Annotated in this window: 14 protein-coding genes; 11 read left to right on the top strand and 3 right to left on the bottom strand. The window is 54.7% G+C overall.

Going from position 1 to position 18,685, the window contains the following annotated elements:
- The first annotated feature begins 1 nt into the window (after nucleotide 1).
- The 4 genes from FYJ62_RS06105 (at nucleotide 2) to FYJ62_RS06090 (ending at nucleotide 5,369) form a co-directional block, all read left to right on the top strand.
- Nucleotides 2-1,165, top strand: a complete 1,164-nt coding sequence (locus FYJ62_RS06105; protein ID WP_154548796.1) for a hydroxymethylglutaryl-CoA synthase — start codon at nucleotides 2-4, stop codon at nucleotides 1,163-1,165.
- 302 nt (nucleotides 1,166-1,467) lie between these two features.
- The gene (locus FYJ62_RS06100; RefSeq protein ID WP_154548794.1) at nucleotides 1,468-2,301 is read left to right on the top strand and encodes an alpha/beta hydrolase; all 834 of its coding nucleotides are present in this window, start codon (nucleotides 1,468-1,470) and stop codon (nucleotides 2,299-2,301) included.
- Between the two features lie 30 nt (nucleotides 2,302-2,331).
- Nucleotides 2,332-2,760 carry a GNAT family N-acetyltransferase gene (locus tag FYJ62_RS06095; RefSeq protein WP_154548792.1) on the top strand — a complete coding sequence of 143 codons (429 nt, stop codon included), beginning with the start codon at nucleotides 2,332-2,334 and terminating at the stop codon, nucleotides 2,758-2,760.
- Between the two features lie 89 nt (nucleotides 2,761-2,849).
- Nucleotides 2,850-5,369 (top strand): excinuclease ABC subunit UvrA, encoded by a 2,520-nt coding sequence (locus FYJ62_RS06090; protein ID WP_154548790.1) that lies wholly within the window; start codon nucleotides 2,850-2,852, stop codon nucleotides 5,367-5,369.
- 37 nt (nucleotides 5,370-5,406) lie between these two features.
- On the opposite strand, the gene FYJ62_RS06085 is transcribed toward FYJ62_RS06090, so the two are convergent.
- Nucleotides 5,407-6,318, bottom strand: coding sequence for an EamA family transporter (locus FYJ62_RS06085; RefSeq protein WP_154548788.1), 912 nt, complete (start codon nucleotides 6,316-6,318; stop codon nucleotides 5,407-5,409).
- A 236-nt stretch (nucleotides 6,319-6,554) separates the two neighbouring features.
- Between FYJ62_RS06085 and FYJ62_RS06080 the strand changes: the two genes are divergently transcribed.
- Nucleotides 6,555-7,913, top strand: coding sequence for a threonine/serine exporter family protein (locus FYJ62_RS06080; RefSeq protein ID WP_154548786.1), 1,359 nt, complete (start codon nucleotides 6,555-6,557; stop codon nucleotides 7,911-7,913).
- An 80-nt stretch (nucleotides 7,914-7,993) separates the two neighbouring features.
- On the opposite strand, the gene FYJ62_RS06075 is transcribed toward FYJ62_RS06080, so the two are convergent.
- Entirely contained in the window at nucleotides 7,994-8,500 is a 507-nt protein-coding gene (locus FYJ62_RS06075; protein WP_154548784.1) for an aminoacyl-tRNA deacylase, read from the bottom strand.
- A gap of 64 nt (nucleotides 8,501-8,564) precedes the next feature.
- Here FYJ62_RS06075 and prmA point away from each other — a divergent pair, with 64 nt between their 5' ends.
- The 5 genes from prmA to aspS all read left to right on the top strand — a co-directional run bounded on the left by prmA (nucleotide 8,565) and on the right by aspS (nucleotide 15,896).
- Nucleotides 8,565-9,509 (top strand): 50S ribosomal protein L11 methyltransferase, encoded by a 945-nt coding sequence (gene prmA / locus FYJ62_RS06070; RefSeq protein WP_154548782.1) that lies wholly within the window; start codon nucleotides 8,565-8,567, stop codon nucleotides 9,507-9,509.
- 237 nt (nucleotides 9,510-9,746) lie between these two features.
- The gene (locus tag FYJ62_RS06065) at nucleotides 9,747-12,017 is read left to right on the top strand and encodes a RelA/SpoT family protein (protein WP_154548780.1); all 2,271 of its coding nucleotides are present in this window, start codon (nucleotides 9,747-9,749) and stop codon (nucleotides 12,015-12,017) included.
- 1 nt (nucleotide 12,018) lies between these two features.
- Complete coding sequence (dtd, locus tag FYJ62_RS06060; RefSeq protein ID WP_154548779.1) at nucleotides 12,019-12,456, top strand: D-aminoacyl-tRNA deacylase; 438 nt, start codon at nucleotides 12,019-12,021, stop codon at nucleotides 12,454-12,456.
- 293 nt (nucleotides 12,457-12,749) lie between these two features.
- On the top strand, nucleotides 12,750-14,036 hold the full coding sequence (hisS, locus tag FYJ62_RS06055; protein WP_154548777.1) for a histidine--tRNA ligase: 1,287 nt from the start codon (nucleotides 12,750-12,752) through the stop codon (nucleotides 14,034-14,036).
- 15 nt (nucleotides 14,037-14,051) lie between these two features.
- Nucleotides 14,052-15,896, top strand: a complete 1,845-nt coding sequence (gene aspS, locus FYJ62_RS06050) for an aspartate--tRNA ligase (RefSeq protein WP_154548775.1) — start codon at nucleotides 14,052-14,054, stop codon at nucleotides 15,894-15,896.
- A gap of 97 nt (nucleotides 15,897-15,993) precedes the next feature.
- Here aspS and FYJ62_RS06045 read toward each other — a convergent pair whose 3' ends face one another.
- Nucleotides 15,994-16,629, bottom strand: coding sequence for a hypothetical protein (locus FYJ62_RS06045; protein ID WP_154548773.1), 636 nt, complete (start codon nucleotides 16,627-16,629; stop codon nucleotides 15,994-15,996).
- A 221-nt stretch (nucleotides 16,630-16,850) separates the two neighbouring features.
- Between FYJ62_RS06045 and FYJ62_RS06040 the strand changes: the two genes are divergently transcribed.
- The gene (locus FYJ62_RS06040) at nucleotides 16,851-18,632 is read left to right on the top strand and encodes a DUF2207 domain-containing protein (RefSeq protein ID WP_154548771.1); all 1,782 of its coding nucleotides are present in this window, start codon (nucleotides 16,851-16,853) and stop codon (nucleotides 18,630-18,632) included.
- Nucleotides 18,633-18,685 lie beyond the last annotated feature (53 nt).

Here is an 18,685-nt window from a genome sequence, read left to right as displayed (position 1 = left end):
CATGGAAATTGGTATTGATCAGATAGGTTTTTTCACGCCGAACAAGTTTGTCGACATGGTTGACTTGGCCCACGCTAGAGGCGAGGATCCCAACAAGTTCCTGATTGGGATCGGCCAAGACAGAATGGCTGTTGCCGACCAAACCCAAGATGCGGTTTCTATGGGGATCAACGCCACGGCAGAGTACCTGGACCAGGTTGACCTGGACCATCTGGGTCTGCTCATCTTTGCGACGGAAAGCGGGATCGACCAGTCCAAGTCGGCTTCTCTCTTTGTTAAGGAAGCCTTGGGGCTGCCTGCTAAAATCCGGACTTTTGAAATTAAAGAGGCCTGCTTTGCTTTGACGGCCAGCTTGCAGGTTGCCCGCGACTACGTTCGGGCTCACCCGCACCACAGCGCCATGATCATCGGCAGCGATATCGCCAGATATGGCCTGTCAACGCCGGGCGAAGTCACCCAAGGGGCCGGCGCAATCAGCATGCTGATCAAGGAAGACCCGGCCATCATCGCTTTGGAAGATGGCCACACTTCTTATTCCGAGAACATCAATGATTTCTGGCGGCCAAACAACTTCCAGACGGCCTTGGTGGACGGCCACTACAGCCGGGATGTCTACTTGGACTTCTTCAGACATACTTTCGCTCCTTATTTGGAAGAAAAGGGGCTGGAAGTCAAGGACTTCGCCGGCATCTGCTACCACCTGCCATATACCAAGATGGGCTTCAAGGCTCACAGCATTGCCATTGAAGGGCAAGATGACGCGGTCAAGCAGCGCTTGAGCGACAACTTCCAGCTGTCAGCCAAATACAGCCGTGAGGTCGGCAATATCTACACGGCCAGCCTCTATATGTCAGTCTTGAGCCTGCTGGAAAAGGGCAACTTGCAACCTGGCGACCGCGTGGGCTTCTTCTCCTACGGGTCAGGGGCCATGGCAGAATTCTTCTCGGGCAAGATTGTGGAGGGCTATGAAAGACGCCTGCGACCAGCCATGCACAAGCGGATGCTGCAGGAAAGAATCCGCCTGGGCGTTGGCCAATACGAGGAGACCTTTACTGAAGCCATGCAGACTTTGCCAGAAAACGTCGAATTCACCAGCGATGCCAACCGGGGCACCTGGTATTTGGCTGGGCAGAAGGGCTACGTGCGTCAGTACCGGCAAAAATAACGCGAGCAACAAAAGAGAGCAGGAGCTCTCTTTTTTTATGCCGTTTTGGAATAGCAGGGAGAAGAAAACCAAGGCAAGGACGTTGACTTCTTTCTGCCTTGGGGCATCCCTCACGCGGGCGGCTATGACCTGCCGGAGCTTTTTGCCTGGATTGACCGCATTGCTAAATAAGCCATATTTAAAGCATGGCCCTGCACGCTGCAGGGCCTTTTCGTCGACTGTTACAAAAAGGGCTTCTGCCTTTACCAAGCCGGGTATCAGCGGGTAGAATAGGTTAGTAAAGAAAGATTGGGAGAGATAAAATGAAGACAAGAATCAGCAATATTCTGAAAATCATCCCCCTCCTCCTGGCTGCCTTGCTTTTGACCAGTTGCCAGAAGCCGCTGCCGAAAAGTGTCAAGACCCGCCAGTCCAAAGAAACGGTGACTTTTTTCTTCCACGGCTACGGGTCCAGCATCAATGCGGAAAAGCACATGGCTGAGGCGGCGAGAAAGGCGGGCAAGACCAATGAAGTCTTGACGGCGACGGTTGGCTGGGGCGGAAGCGTCAAATTGCGGGGAAAGATCCAAGACAAGCCCAAGAATCCGGTCATCCTGGTCGGTTTTCAAGACAACGATAACCCCGACTACCACCGGGACGGCTGGTATGCCTACAAGGCGGTCAAGACCGTCCAGAAGAAGCTGGGCTTCGAAAAGATGAACCTAGTGGGCCACTCCATGGGCAACATGGCGATCTGTTACATGATCATGGATGACGGGGGCAAAAAGAACTTCCCGGTCATCGAGAAGCAGGTCAGCATCGCCGGCCACTACAACGGGATCAAGGGCTACAGCGCGAATTCTGATTCGCCGCTGACCGCGTCTGGCAAGCCAGAGCACATGGACGCGACCTATAAAGACCTCCTGTATTTGCGGCAAGTCTATCCTAAGGGAGTCGCGGTGCTCAATATTTACGGCGATACCGGCAATGGCTCAGATGAGCGCGTCTACAACAACTCTTCCAGGTCTTTGAAATACCTGCTGGTCAACGCCAAGAGCTATCAGGAATTGCGTATCAAGGGCCAGGGCGGCCAGCACAGCCAGCTGCATGAAAACGCGCGCGTTGACCGGGCCCTGCAGAAGTTTTTGTGGAATTAAGAATTAGCAGCGGAAATCGAGGATTAAAGCATGATTAGAAAATTTCAAGCAGCTGATTTGGACGCAGTCGCGCGGATTTGGCTGCAGACGAACCGGGAGGCCCACGGCTTCGTGCCTGACCACTTCTGGCAGGACCAGCTTGCGGACGTGAAGAGGGAATTCTTGGCAGCTGACCTTTACGTGGCCGAAGAAGACGGGAAGATTGCCGGCTTCATTGGCCTTGAAGGGGACGAAGTCGCCGGCCTGTTCGTCGCGGCATCCTGCCAGTCGCGCGGTCTTGGCAAGCAGCTGCTGGACCAGGCCAAAAGCGAGCGCCCACAGCTGTACCTGCGGGTTTATGAGCAGAATCCACGGGCTTTGGAATTCTATGAACGGGAAGACTTCAAGTTTCAAGGCGAAGAAACGGACCCTTATACCGGGGAGCCGGAATACGCCCTTTTTTGGCAGCGGGACTGCTAAAGAGGATACGGAAAAGACAAGCGAAAACGTTCCTGGAGTGATCCGGCCTCAGGAACGTTTTTGAATTTGAAATTTGAAAAGGAGCAATTATGGAACAAAGACCAGCCTGCATTAAGGTCCGCGGCGGCCGCGTGCACAACTTGAAAAATATCGACGTCGATCTGCCCTTAAACAAGATCGTGGCGATTGCCGGCGTCTCGGGCTCTGGCAAGTCCAGCCTGGCCTTGGGCATCCTGTATGCCGAAGGGTCAAGGCGCTACTTGGAATCGCTGTCGGCTTACACCAGGCGGCGGATGACCCAGGCAGAGAAGCCGCTGGTCGATGAGGTCTTATACGTGCCAGCGGCCTTGGCTTTGCGCCAGCGCCCTGGCGTGCCTGGCATCCGCAGCACTTTTGGCACGGGAACGGAGCTGCTCAACAGCCTGCGCCTGATGTTTTCCCGCCTTTCCAGCCACCGTTGCCCGAATGGCCACTATTTGGCCCCGTCTTTAAGAACCGCGGCCGGTCTGCCCTTGAAGTGCCCGGAATGCGGGTGTGAATTCTATGCTCCTTCAGCCGAGCAGCTGTCTTTTAACAGCCAAGGGGCCTGCCCAGACTGCCAAGGGACTGGCATTGCCCGCACGGTTGATGAATCGACGCTGATTCCGGATAAGGACCTGACCATTGATGAAGGGGCGGTTTTGCCTTGGAAGACGCTGATGTGGTCCTTGATGAAGGACGTTGCCCGGGAGATGGGCGTGCGCACCGATGTGCCTTACAAAGACCTGACGGACCAGGAAAAGGAAATCGTCCTGCATGGTCCGGCCGAAAAAAAGCATATTCTCTACCTTGACAAGAAGGGTCAGTCGACTGAGCTGGACTTTACCTACTATTCAGCCGTCCGGACGGTTGAAAATGCCCTGGCCAAGGTCAAGAATGAAAAGGGAATGAAACGGGTGGCGCGTTTTCTGAAAGAAGGCACCTGCCCGCGCTGCCACGGCAGCCGCTTGAGCGAAGAAGCCCGGGCGCCCCGGCTGTGCGGGCGCTCATTGGCTGACGTCTGCCGGCTGACTTTGGCTGAATGCCAAAAGTGGGTGGATGAGGTGCCAGCGGCCTTGCCCAAGGAGATGCGGCCAATGGCCGAGAGCATCGCGGCTTCTTTTGACCTGTCGGCCAAGCGCCTGCTTGACTTGGGCTTGTCCTACTTGACCCTGGACCGGCCAGCCGCCACCTTGTCCAATGGCGAGCGCCAGCGGATGCAGCTGGCCCGGGCGGTCCGCAACCGGACGACCGGGGTCTTGTACGTCTTGGATGAGCCGTCAATCGGCCTGCATCCTGCCAACATCGAGGGCTTGAAAGGCGTCATGAAGGATCTGTTCGCGGATGGCAATTCCGTGATCCTGGTTGACCATGACACCCAGGTCTTGAAGGAAGCAGACTGGATGATAGAAATGGGGCCAGCAGCCGGGGAAAAGGGCGGTGCAGTGGTTGCCCAGGGAACGCTGGCGCAGATCGCGCGGAATCCGGCCTCCAAGATTGGGCCTTTTTTGTCTGGCAAGGAGCTGATCGACAAGCGGTCAAAGATTGCCGAGCAGGATTTGTTCAAGCTAGGCCGCATTCATTTGGAAAGCCGGCAGATCCACACGGTCAAGCCACTGAGCGTTGATTTTCCTAAGAGCCGCCTGTCCGTGATCACCGGCGTCTCAGGCTCGGGCAAGACGACCATGCTGCTGGAGACTTTGCTGCCAGGGCTGGTCAGCCAGATGAAGGGCGAGCCGTTGCCAAAAGCCGTCAAGGCCCTGGAAGCGGATGGAATCAAGCAGGCCAAGCTGATCGACGCGACCCCGATTGGGATCAACGTCCGCTCAACCGTCGCGACTTATGCCGGAATTCATGATGAGCTGCGCAAGGTCTATGCCCGGACCCCTGACGCCAAGCGCTTGGGCTATAAAGCCGGAGACTTTTCTTACAATACCGGCCGCTTGCGCTGCCCGACTTGTGACGGGACCGGCGCGATCGTCTTGGACGTCCAGTTTTTGCCGGACGTGGAAGTTGCCTGCCCGGACTGCGGCGGCTCGCGCTACCGCAAAGAAGCTGACTTTGTACGCCGCCAGCCGAAGGCCAAGCAGGGGGAAAAGGCCGTCAAGGCCTATACCCTGCCTGAACTGATGGACATGTCGGTTGACCAGGCACTCGCGGCCACCCGCGACCTGCCGCTGGTGCAAAGACGGCTGCGGGTCTTGCAGGATCTGGGCCTGGGCTACCTGACCCTGGGGGAGGCCACGCCATCTTTGTCAGGCGGTGAAGCCCAGCGGCTGAAGCTGGCCAGCGAGATGGGCAAGGGCCAAGACGATACGGTCTTTATCTTTGACGAGCCAACGATTGGCCTGCATCCCCTGGATGTCGCTTCCCTGCTTGACGTCTTCCAGGGCTTGATCGGGCAAGGGGCCACGGTCTTGGTGATTGAGCACGACCAGGACGTGATTGCCAACGCGGACTACGTGGTCGACCTGGGCCCAGGCGGGGGCAAGGAAGGCGGGCGGATTGTCGTCTCCGGCACGCCCGAAGCCGTCATGGCCTGCCCAAGCAGCCTGACCGGCAAGTACTTGCGCTTAAACCGGAAGAAATAACAAAAAGCGCTGCATGACTCATGCAGCGCTTTTTATATTACTTGTTGACCCGGGCCTTGACCTTGACCCGCGGCGTCCAGTTCAGGGCGATAACCGCGAAGATGATCATGACTGAGGCAACGTAGTCCATCATTTGCGGGTGAAAGTGAAAAACAATGATGGAGCCGATCATGGAGGCCAATGGCTCAAAGGCATCCATAAAGGCGACGGTCATCCCCGAAATATGTCCTAAGGCGTGGTTTTGCCAAAGGGTCGGGATGATCGTCCCCATTACGATCACCACCGTCAAGTTGATGTAGACGGCCGGCACGTTTGGGACGCTGGGCCAGACTGGGTGAATGGCCGTCAGGATCAGGCCGGAGATGAAGAGCCCCCAGCCCGTGACCGAAATCGTCGAGTGTCTGCTCACCAGCGCCTGGGGGATGAGACTGTTGGCGGCCGCCCCGACCGCTGACAAGATCCCGAACAGCAGGGTGATTGGCGCGATCCGCAGGTCATGAACGTTGCCATGGGTTGACAGCAGAAAGACCCCGCCAAAGGCCATCAGGCTGGCAATGACGTCAATGGGCCGCAGAATTTCCTGCTTGGTCAAGGTCAAATAGGCAAGGACGAAAAAAGGACCAATGAACTGAATGACCGTGGCAATTGCCGCGTTGGCCTGGGCCACGACTAAAAAGAAGCAGTACTGAAAAGGCAAAACCCCGATGACGGCATAGGCCAGAAGCTTAAGGGCGCTGCCCTTGTCTTTCCAGACCTGCAAGGGCTGCTGGCCGGTCAGCTGGGCGACGACCAGCAAGATCAAGCCTGAACAGATCTGCCGCATTTGGGTGACCCACATCGGCGTGATGCGGGGGTCCAAGTTGAACAGGCCCTTGGCAAACAGGCCCGAAATGCCCCACAAGATGCAGGCCGCGGCAGCCACGCCCGCCCATTTGGTACTTGACTTCATTCTCTCCCAGATCCTCTCTATTTTTTGCTGAGCTATTTTTAATTAAAACAATCCTTTCCATTCTAACATAAGGGTCGGCAGAATAGCTTAAAAGACCAGCTGTTATCTTTTGCAAATTGAAAATAATTGCTTGATAAATTGAAAAAGATGAAGAAAAAACGTCGGGATCTATGCTAAAATGTGAAAAGTTGCATTGAAAATGATAACCAAAGATTGAAAGAGGGCTTCTCAGGCAGATGAAAACTGAAACGACCGAGCAGGAATACCAGCACCACTTGTCCCAGCACCACCACATGCGGGTTCAGTGGGAGGAATTCTTCAAGAGCGAGGACACGACCAAGATTATGGACGCGACTTTGATTGAAAAGAGTTCCATCATCACCAGGGTCGGGATGATGATCTTGAGCTGCGGAACTGGGGCATGGCGGGTGCGCGATGCCATGGACACGATGGCGCGGACTTTGGACTTGACCTGCAGCACGGACATTGGCTTGGTTTCCTTGGAATGTACCTACTTTGACGTCAACAACCAGTCATACTCCCAAAACATGGCTTTGCCGGCAACTGGCGTCAACATGGCCAAGCTGGACGCGCTGGAGCGGTTCGTGCGGCAGTTTGAAGCCGGCGAAGGCGACTTCACGATCAAGGACGTCCGCCACCGCTTGGGTGAAATCGAGCACATCAAGGGCCAGTACAAGCTCTGGCAGGTCGGCCTGGCAGCTGCTTTAGCCTGCGGCGGCTTCATTTTCCTCCTTGGCGGGGGGATTCCGGAAGTTATCTGTGCCTTCCTGGGCGCGGGCGTGGGCCAATTATGCCGGGGCGAGCTTGGCAAGCGCGGGATCACTTTCTCAGCGACGACCGCGGTTGGGGTCTTGGCCGCGTGCTTGACCTACTTCCTGGCTTTTTCGATCGGCTCGCACCTGTTTGCCTGGCCAGGGGCCCACATTCATGGCTACATCGGGGCCATGCTCTTCGTGATTCCGGGCTTTCCATTTATTACTTCCGGTTTGGACATGGCCAAGCTGGACCTGCGCTCTGGCCTTGAGCGCCTGGCCTACGCCTTGCTGATCATCTGCATCGCGACCGCGGTCGGCTGGATTTCGGCCACGGTTTTGGGCATTCGGCCCGGGACCATGCCGGACTTGAGTCTGGAAGTCTGGCAGATGGCGCTTTTGCGGCTTTTGGCCAGCTTCTGCGGGGTCTTTGGCTTCTCAATCATGTTCAACTCCCACGTGAAGATGGCCGCGATTGCCGGCTGCGTTGGGGCGATCGCCAATACGCTGCGCTTGTCCATGGTTGACTACGGGCATGTGCCGGGACCGCTGGCAGCTTACCTGGCGGCTTTGTTGGCTGGGATTCTGGCCAGCTATGTTCGCGAGCGAGTTGGCTACCCGAGAATTTCTTTGACGGTGCCATCTATCGTCATCATGGTTCCAGGCCTTTACATGTACCGGGCCATCTACCTGTTGGCCAATGTTCATGTTGGTGCTGGGGCAACCTGGATGACTGAGGCCTTGATGCTGGTTTTTGCCTTGCCAATGGGCCTGCTCACCGCGAGAATTCTGACCGACAAGAAGTGGCGGCACGTCGGCTAGCATATGATATGAAAAAGAACGGATCACCCGATCCGTTCTTTTTGCTTGTATTGGATTATTGTTTTGCTTGCAGTGCTGCCTTATTCCTGCAGGTCAGCCACGGTGGCTTTGACCAGCTTGATCAGGTCGCTTGGGGCGATCAAGACGCTGCGGCCGACTTCCCCGCTTGAAACCCAGATAGCCTCTGAATCATTGACGCTTTGATCAAGGTAGACTGGGTACTTCTTGGCGTGGTAGATCCCGATTGGGGTATTGGCCCCGTGCACGTAGCCGGTGGTCTTTTCCAGCTTCTTTAAAGGAATCATTTCACACTTCTTGTTGCCGGAAGCCTTGGCGATCTTCTTCATGTCCAAGTGGCCTGAAAGGGGGATGACGCCGACCAATGGGCCGGTCTTGTTGCCTTCCATGGCCAAAGTCTTGTAGACTGGATAGCCGTCCAAAATCGGGTCGCCTTTGGAGACCTGGGCCACCCCGTGGTCTTCTTCAATCTGGCTGGCATGCTGCTTATATGAAATTTTATGTTGGTCGAGAATCTTCTCAACCAGGGTCTTATCTAATGAATCTTTGTTCTTTTTCTTTTTTGACATTTGTTATCACCGCTTAACATGATAACATTCTAAGTGGAGATACAAAAGGAGGAACACATAGTTCATGAAACTACTTGAAGTCAAGATTGAAACTAGCTATGACGTCGAGGACGCCTTGTCCTATTTTGCCCAGGAAGACCTGCAAGCTTTGGGGATTGAGGCCAGACGCCGCAGCGACTTTGAACAGGCCGGCTGGCTGCACGACTCTACTGTCGTTGAAATGGACGACATCAAGGACTTGCCGGCAGAAGTCGAATTTATCGCCTACTTTGACGAAGAGCGCGACCGGGATGAGGTAGTCAAGGCCTTTGAGGACAAGCTCAAGGAATTGGCTGGCTACGGCCTGCGGACTGGCGAAGGGACAATCTCCACCAGCTATATTGCCGACCAGGACTGGAATACCGTCTGGCAAAAGTACTACCACGTCATCAACCTGTCCCGCCACCTGGCTATCGTGCCGGAATGGGAATCATACAAGCCAGCCTTTCCTGACCAGCAGATCATTACCATGGATCCTGGTCTGGCTTTTGGGACAGGGAACCATCAGACGACCCAATTGGCCATGCTGGGCATTGAGCGGGCAATGGTCAAGCCTTTAAGCGTCGTTGACGTGGGGACGGGCTCAGGCATTTTGGCAATTGCCGCCCACAAATTGGGGGCCAAGTCAGTTCTGGGGACTGACATTTCCGACGAGTCAATGACGGCTGCCAAGGAAAATGCCGGCTTGAACGATTTCGCTGATCTTAAGCTGCAAAAGACCAGCCTGCTGGCTGACGTTGAAGGCAAGTTCGACTTGATCGTGGCCAACATCCTGGCTGAAATCCTGCTGGACTTGATTCCTCAGCTGGACAGCCACCTCAATGAAGACGGACAAGTTATCTTCTCAGGGATTGACTACCTGCAGCTGCCAAAGATCGAGCAGGCCTTGAGCGAAAATGGCTTCAAGATTGACATGAAGATGCGGGCCGGCCGCTGGATCGGGCTCTGCATCAGCCGCAAGGAAGATTAGCCAGTAAAACTAGAGACGACTTTCGACACTCATCTGACTTGGATGAGTGTTTTTGCTTTTTTGTTTAATCTGTGCCTGACTGATGATAGAATAACTTGAGATATTTTCTAAAAAAGTTAAAAAGCCTTTGAAAAGATGTAAAATAAGGGCAAGAGAAATTTTCATTTTTTCTTAAAATAGGCATTTGCGGTAGAATAGATGTTACTGGCTAGAATTAAATAGAAATCGGTGATCTGTATGTCAAAATATGTTGAAATGACCCATGAGCAGGTAATGGATGCCTGCAAGAAATACATGACCAAGGACCAGCTGGACTTCGTGGAAAGCGCCTATGAATTTGCGGCCCGGGCCCATGAAGGGCAAACCAGAGCTTCTGGTCAGCCTTACATCGTTCACCCGACCCAGGTAGCGGGGACGCTGGCAACTTTAGGCCTGGACCCAGACACGGTGGCTGCCGGCTTTTTGCATGACACGGTGGAAGATACTCCCGTTACCAACGACGATATCAAGGAAAAGTTTGGTCCAGACGTGGCCTTTATCGTTGACGGGGTCACCAAGCTGAACAAGTACGAATACAAGTCCCACAAAGAATTCCTGGCGGAAAACCACCGCAAGATGCTGATTGCCATGGCCAAGGACCTGCGGGTCATCCTGGTCAAGCTGGCCGACCGCTTGCACAACATGCACACCTTGGAGCACTTGCGCCCAGACAAGCAGCGGCGGATCGCGGCCGAAACCTTGGATATCTATGCCCCACTGGCTGACCGGCTTGGTATCGGGACCATCAAGTGGGAACTGGAAGACATGTCCTTCCGCTACACCAATCCAGATGAATACTATAAGATCGTTTCTTTGATGGATGCCAAGCGTTCAGAGCGTGAAGGCTACATCAGCGACGCGATCGACTACCTGCGCGGAACTCTGGACTCATTAGGCATCAAGTATGAGATCTCCGGACGTCCCAAGCACATTTATTCCATCTACAAGAAGATGGTCAACAAGCACAAGGATTTCAACGAAATCTATGACCTGCTGGCTGTCCGGGTAATCGTGCCGACGGTCAAGGACTGCTACGCGGTCCTGGGCGCGGTCCACACCAAGTGGAAGCCAATGCCAGGGCGCTTTAAGGACTACATTGCCATGCCTAAGGCCAACGGCTACCAGTCCTTGCACACCACCATTATCGGGCCTGGCGGCAAGCCGCTGGAAATCCAGATCCGGACCAAGGCCATGCACCAAGTGGCCGAATACGGTGTCGCTGCCCACTGGGCTTACAAGCGCGGCAACTTTGACGGGGTCAATGCTAAAGACGGCGGGGCCTTGGATATTGGCCGCGAGATTCTGGATCTGCAAAAGGATTCCAAAAACGCGGATGAATTCATGGAAGCCGTCCATACGGACATCTTCTCGGACAAGGTCTACGTCTTCACCCCCCGCGGCGAGGTCTATGAGCTTCCTAAGGGGTCGGTAACCTTGGACTTTGCCTACGCCATCCACACCCAGGTCGGCGACCACGCGATCGGCGCCAAGGTCAACGACAAATTGGTGCCGCTGGACTACAAGCTGAAAAACGGCGACGTGGTCGATATCCTGACCCAAAGCAATGCCAAGCCGTCCAGAGACTGGTCAGACATGGTCAAGACTTCCAGAGCCCGCAACAAGATCCGCCGCTACTTCCGGGAAATCGACCGGGATGAGTCGGTTGAGCGCGGGCGCGAGGAAATCTTGAACCTGCTCCGGGAAAATGAGCTCAAGCCGGCCGAATACCTGACCAAGGACAAGATCGACGAAGTCCTGCGCCACTACAGCTTCAAGACTGAAGACGACATGTGCGCGGCGATTGGCTTTGGCAACATGTCAGCCTTGACGGTCTACAACCGGTTGACTGCCGACCTGCGCCACCAGCAAGAGCAGGCCAAGCAGAAAGAGCTGGAGGAGAAGATCATGACGGCTGGCCAGCAGACCGCGGCCGCGACCGTCATCAAGAAGACCAGCGATGCTGACGACAAGAGCAAGAACAAGAGCAAAAAGGGCAAGGGCAAGAAGTCTGACAGTCTGGTCGTCGTTCAAGGTCTGGAAGACCTGGACCTGCACTTTGCCAAGTGCTGCAACCCGGTTCCCGGCGACCCGATCGTGGGCTACGTAACCAAGGGCCGGGGCGTGACCGTCCACCGGGCGGACTGCCGCAACGTTGCAAGCAGCGATCCCGTCAACCAAGGCCGCCTGATCGACGTGGCCTGGAACAAGATCAGCGATGACAAGCAGGCTGGCTTCAATGCCAACTTCGAGCTTTTTGGCTACAACCGCCAGAAGCTGCTCAGCGATGTCATCAACCGCTTGAACTCCATGACCAAGAACATTACCAACGTTTCGGCCAGCGTCAACGATGACAACATCGCCCACTTCTACATCACGGTTGAAGTCAAGAACGCCGAGCAGCTCAATGACATCATGGCCAAGCTGCGCGACATTCCAGACGTTTACGATACTAAGAGAACGGACAACTAATATGCGAGTAGTAATTCAAAGAGTCAACCATGCCGCCGTAAGAATTGACGGGCAAGTCGTTGGCCAGATCAAGCAGGGGCTTTTGCTCCTGGTCGGCCTGGCTGAAGGGGACGGCTTGGACCAAGTGGTCAAAGCCGCCGACAAGATCGCCAAGATGCGGATTTTTGAAGATGAGCAGGGCAAGACCAACCTGGGCATCAAGGACGTTGGCGGAGAAATCCTGTCCGTCAGCCAGTTTACTCTGCTGGCTGACACCAAGAAGGGCAACCGGCCCAGCTTCGTCCATGCCATGCGGCCGCCAAAGTCCAAGGACTTGTGGGAAGATTTCAACCAGGAACTGGTCAAGCAGGGCCTGCACGTTGAAAAAGGGGAGTTTGGCGCCGACATGAAGGTCGAGCTGGAAAACGACGGCCCCTTCACCATCGTCCTTGACCTGTAAAATGGCTTACAAAGCCTTGATTTATCAAGCAAAACAAGCTACACTAGTAAAGAATTATCAATGACAAAGAATGAAGATAGCAGGGCCTTTTTCAGAGACTGCTCGCCTGGTGAAAGAGCAGAAGGTCGCTAACTGTGACCCTTTAACAGATAATGGTTCGTTTCGTCAGCGTTAATGACAGCAAGCAAAAGGTGGTACCGTGCTATTTTCAAGCGCCCTTGATTCGATTCAAGGGCGCTTTTTATATGTTTTTCTTTGCGTGATGAAAATAAATTTTAGACAAAGGTGATCCAATGAGAGTTCAAAAGCCAAAAGGGACTGTTGACATCCTCCCAGAAACTTCCGGTCAATGGGAAAAGGTGGAGCAGACCGCGCGCGACTTGTTCAAGCGTGCCAACTACCGGGAAATCAGAACCCCAAGTTTTGAAAATTATGAAATCTTCTCCCGCTCATCCGGCGAGACCAGCGACGTCGTGGAAAAGGAAATGTACGACTTCTACGACAAGGGCCAGCGGCACATCGCCCTGCGGCCTGAAGGCACGGCCGGCGTCGTCCGCGCCTACGTTGAAAACAAGCTTTACGGGCCTGAAACCGTCAAGCCGTTCAATGTCTACTACATTGCCCCAATGTACCGCTATGAAAGACCGCAGGCTGGCCGCCAGCGCGAATTCCACCAAATCGGGGTGGAGAGCTTTGGCTCAAACAGCTACCTGGCTGACGTGGAAACCATCATGCTGGGGCATGACCTCTTAGGCGAGCTGGGCGTCAAGAACTACGAGCTGCACATCAACACCTTGGGTGACAGCCAAGTCCGCCAGGCCTACCACGAAGCCCTGGTCAACTATTTCACTCCAGTCAAGGACCAGCTCAGCGAAGACTCAAAGCGGCGCCTGGAAAAGAACCCCCTGCGGATTCTGGACTCTAAGGCTGAAGAAGACAAGCAGTTCTTGCCAGACGCGCCAAAGATCCGCGACTACCTTGACGATGAATCCAAGGAGAACTTCAAGAACATCCTGGCGGCTCTGGACGAACTGGGCGTCAAGTACGTCATTGACGACGACCTGGTTCGCGGCCTTGACTACTACACCGGGGTCATCTTCGAATTCATGGTGGACGATAAGTCCCTCTGGGCCAGCCCTTCAACGGTCTTGGGCGGGGGCCGCTACAACCACCTGGTTGAAGAATTCGATGGGCCGGAAACCCCAGCCGTTGGCTTTGGGATCGGCGAAGAGCGCTTGATGCTGGTTCTGTCCAAGCAAAACCCGGCGCTGTTCGCGGACCAGGGCATCGACTTCTTCATCACCAACATCGGTGAAGGCAGCGCCATGTATGCCGTCAAGACCGCCCGCAAGCTCCGCGGCCTTGGCTTCAGCGCCCAATACGACGTTGACCAGAAGAAGCTGAAGAACCAGTTCAAGAAGGCTGATCGCGTCGGCGCCAGCTACGTCGTGACCCTGGGGGCCAAGGAAATTGCCGCCGGCAAGCTGACCATCAAGCGCTTGAGCGACGGGGAGCAGTTCAGCTTGGAATTCAGTGACTTGGAAGACCGGGAAAAGCTGCTTTCCAAGATCGAAAAATAGGAGATTTTTTGCAAAATGATGAAAATGGATAAAAGAACAGATTATTGTGGCAATATTACCAGCAAGTATCTTGGCCAAGACGTTTTGCTCTACGGCTGGGTACAGCGCGTCCGCAACCTGGGCCAGCTGATCTTCATCGACCTGCGCGACCGGGAAGGGATCGTCCAAGTCGTCGTAAACCATGACTCCGGCAAGGAGCTGATGGACGCGGCTGCTTCCTTAGGCCAGGAATACGTGATTGAAGTCAAGGGCCAGGTTAACGAGCGGGCAAGCAAGAACCCGGACATGAAGACTGGCGACGTGGAAGTGATTGCCAGCGAGATCGATGTCTTGAACAAGGCCAAGACTCCTCCATTTGAAATCAAGGACGACTTGGTAGCCAGCGAACAGACCCGCTTGAAGTACCGCTACCTTGACCTGCGCCGGCCAACCCTGCAAAACGCCTTGATTCTGCGCGCCAAGATCATGACGGCAACCAACGCCTACCTGTCAGGCGAAGGCTTCATCAACATTGAAACTCCTGACCTGGGCAAGTCAACGCCAGAAGGGGCCCGCGACTACCTGGTCCCATCCCGGGTCTACCCAGGCTCCTTCTACGCCTTGCCGCAGTCACCGCAAATTTTCAAACAGCTTTTGATGGGGGCTGGCTTTGACAAGTACTACCAGATCGCCCGCTGCTTCAGAGACGAAGACCTGCGTGGGGACCGGCAGCCAGAATTCACCCAGATCGACCTGGAAACCTCATTCATGGACGAGCAAGGGGTGCAGGACGTGACTGAAGGCCTGTTGGCTAAGGTGATGAAGGACGTCAAGGGCATTGACCTGAAATTGCCGCTGCCACGGATTACCTGGCAAGAGTCAATGGACAAGTACGGCTGCGACAAGCCAGACGTCCGCTACGAAATGCTGATCCATGACCTGGGCGCCATTTTTGCCAACTCCGGCTTCAAGGTCTTCAGCTCTGCTTTGGCAAACGGCGGCTTCGTCCGCGGGATTGCCGTTAAGGGCGGGGCCAAGTTCTACTCCCGCAAGAAGATCGACGCCATGCAGGACTACATCAAGCGCTACCACGCTAAGGGCCTGGCTTGGACCAAGTACGAAGACGGCGAATTCTCAGGCCCAGTTGCCCGCTTCTTGAGCGAGGATGAAAAGCAGGGCTTGATCAAGGAATTCGGCCTTGAAGGCGGGGAACTCCTCCTCTTCATCGCTGACCAATGGAAGGTCTGCTGCGACTCCTTGAACTACCTGCGCCGGCACACGGCCAAGGAAACCGGCATCATTCCTAAGGACACTTACAAGTACCTGTGGGTTGTCGACTGGCCGCTCTTTGAATACGATGAAGGCGACCAGCGCTGGATCGCGGCCCACCACCCATTCACCATGCCAGACGACAAGGGGATTGAGCTCCTGGAAACTGATCCGCACAAGGCCCACGCCCGCAGCTACGACATCGTTTTGAACGGCTACGAACTGGGCGGCGGCTCAATCCGGATCCACAAGCGCGAAATTCAAGAGAAGATGTTCAAGGCCTTGGGCTTCACCAAGGAACGGGCCTACGAGCAATTCGGCTTCTTGATGGATGCCTTGGACATGGGCTTCCCGCCACATGCCGGCTTGGCGATCGGCCTTGACCGCTTCGCCATGCTGCTGGCTGGCAAGGACAACATCCGTGACGTCATTGCTTTCCCTAAGAACGCCAGCGCCAGCGAGCCAATGATGCACGCTCCAAGTCCAGTTGCCGACCAGCAATTGCGCGAGCTGGGCATTGAAGTGGCTGAAGACGCCAAGGAAGGCGTTGAAAAGTACGAAGCTTCATTGGAAAAGGAAGCGGCTGAAGACGTGAAGAGTCACGAAGAATAGCAAGCAAAATAAAAATAGTTCAAGATCTGCTGACAGATCTTGAACTATTTTTTTGCGCTGCATTTTGGTGAATTGCTGCAGGTGGCTTCAATAAAACTTAGTTGTCTTGATCGACGTCCTGGTCATCAACCGTATCAGCTTGGGTGTCATCGGTATCAGCTTGATTGTCGTCATTCTTGTCGCCAGTATCGTAGTCTGCATCCGTATTGTCGCTGTCGTTATCCGTGTCATAGCTGTCATCGTCATTGGTGCTTGAGCTGGACGACTTGGTCGTCGACTTCTTGGAGCTGCTTGGACTGGAGTAGCTGTGCTGGTAGTAAGAGTATGAATAGGAGCTGCCGCTGGAATTGGACCCAGTTGAAGTTGACTTCTTCTTTTTGGAAGCCGACTCAGCTTGGCTGTAGTCTTCGCTGCTTGCGGAGCTGCTTTGGTCATCTTTGCTTGACTGGCTGCTTGACGAAGAGGATTGGCTCATGTCTTCTGAGCTGCTTGAGGAGCTCGCGGATTCTTTCTTGCTCTTCTTCTTGGATTTGGGCTTGGCTTTAGCCTTGTCCTTGTCAGTCTTGTCATCTTTGGCAGAGCTCTTCTCGGCTTTCGGGTAGACCTTGTAGGTTTTGCTGCCGCTTTCGCTCGCCTGGCTGCTCTTGTCTGCCTGACTCTGATGATAGAAAAACGCGGCTCCGACTAAGGCCAGTTCCACGGCAAGGATGCCGGCCAGCATTGGTTTGCGCATCTTGTTTCCTCCCAACGTAATGCAATTCGCCTTCATGTTAATCCATGATAGGTCAGTATAAACATAGTTTACCACGCTTATGCGGGAAAGGCATGATAAAAGCAGGCATTTTGCCAATGAAAGCCGCTTCTTTTTGCATTGCCAGGCAGAAGATTGCTGAATTATAATTAATTTAAGAAAGAATAGCGATTGCATCAGTCCGGAAAGAGGAGGGGATAAAAATGAAGCGCAAGCATTTAGCGCTCCTGGTCTTGCTTTTGGTCACCGGTCTGGCCTGCCTGCTGCCTGAGCGGGTTCTGGCCGACTATGACTTGAAACGCATGCAGGTGACGGCCGAAGTCAACGCCGACGGCTCCTTGTCAATGACGAGAAAGATCGACTACGACTTTGACGATTCCGCCAACGGGGTCTATTACACCCAAAGCCTGGAGCAAGGGCAGAAAGTCAGCCAGCAGCGCGTTGAAATCAAGGACCTGGAAAGCGGGAAGAGCTTCCATCCGGTCTTGAACAACCAGGCTGAAAGCGGCAATGTCTACCACTTCAGCAAGGAGGGCAACTCCTACAAGTTCAAGGTCTACCACCGGGTTGAAGAGGGCAAGGTCCAGGTCGTCTACCGCTACCGGATTTCCGGCGCGGTGGACAGCTACCAGGACGCGTCTGAACTGAACTTCAAGATCATTGGGGCCGGCTGGAAGAAAGAAATCGCCAACGTTACGGCCTCGGTCCGCTTCAAGGGCCAGAATCTGTCCTTTTTAAAGGGCTGGGTTCATGTCAATGCCCCAGGCCACTTGACGGTTGACCCAAAGCGCGGCCTGGTTCAAGCCAAAGTGGCTGCTCTGCCGGAAGCAACTTTCTTGGAGCTGCACCTGCTGTTTCCAAACAGCCTGGTGGTCAAGAACCCCAAGCGCCATTCCGGTAAGATCGCGGCCAAGGTGGTGGCTCAGGAAAAAAGCCTGGCTGAAGCCAGCCAGGCCAAGCAGGCTCGCAAGCGGGTCTATGAGCGAATTGGCCTGGTCCTCTTTGCCTTGGCCCCGCTCCTTTATCTGCCGGTCTTTTTCAAGACCCGCCAGTCTGGCAGCAAAGTCCGCTCGAAGAAGGAATTGGGGCACAATTTCGCCTTGCCGGACTTCAGTCCGACCGTGGCCCAGATGCTGGTCAACAAGAAAGCGCCAGACAGCACGGCCTTGTCCGCGGAAATCGCCATGCGGGCCGGGCAGGGCGAATTGACGATCAAGCCGGAACAGGAAGGGCAGAACTTCCGCTGCGTCAAGACCAGCAAGTACCGGGGCGATCTGCCGCTTTTAAACAAGATCTTCAAAAAGGTGGGAGATGGCAAGAGCTTTACCAGCCAAGAACTGACCAAGTACGGCGACAGCAAGGGAATTACGTCCAGCTACAAGCAGTGGCAGGAAGACAGCCAGGAAGCCCTGATCAAAGAGGGCTACGTCGACAAGCAGCTGCAAGAGCGGGCAGACAAACTGACCTTCTACGCGTACGCGATCATGTTTGTCAGCGTTGCTGCCGGGCTGGCCTGCTTCTTCTTGTATGAAGAAAGCGAGCAGAACTTCTTCTGCCTCTTCTTGACCATGGCCTGGAATCTGGCATTTTTTGCCTTGTCAGTGCTGCGCTTGCACCGCTTCTCATCTTTGACGGAGAAAGGGACCAAGGCAACTGAGCACGCGCTTGCTTTCAAGCAGATGCTGAACGACATTGGCCAGTTCAAGATGCGCGATATCGGCGAGCTGATCCTGTGGGAGCAGATCATGCCTTACGCGATTGCCTTTGGCCTGGCCAAGAAGGTGCTCAAGCAGCTGAAGCTGGAATTCCCAGCGGAAATTGCCGCTGATCCTTACTGGGCCTGCTACTACGTGGGCAGCAGCGGGGGGTTCGCGACCAGCTTTGATGAGGCGATTTCTTCCTCAGCTGGCTCGGGCGGCTCCTTCTCAGGCAGCGATGTCTCAAGCGGCGGCTTTGGCGGCGGCAGCGGCGGCGGAGCCTTTTGATAAGTGAATTTTATAATTGGCCTGGACTTAAGGAAATTGTAAGAGACGGCCTT

Source organism: Lactobacillus porci (genome assembly GCF_009695985.1).
Taxonomy (GTDB): Bacteria; Bacillota; Bacilli; order Lactobacillales; family Lactobacillaceae; genus Lactobacillus; species Lactobacillus absianus.
This window is presented reverse-complemented; position numbering and strand designations above follow the sequence as displayed.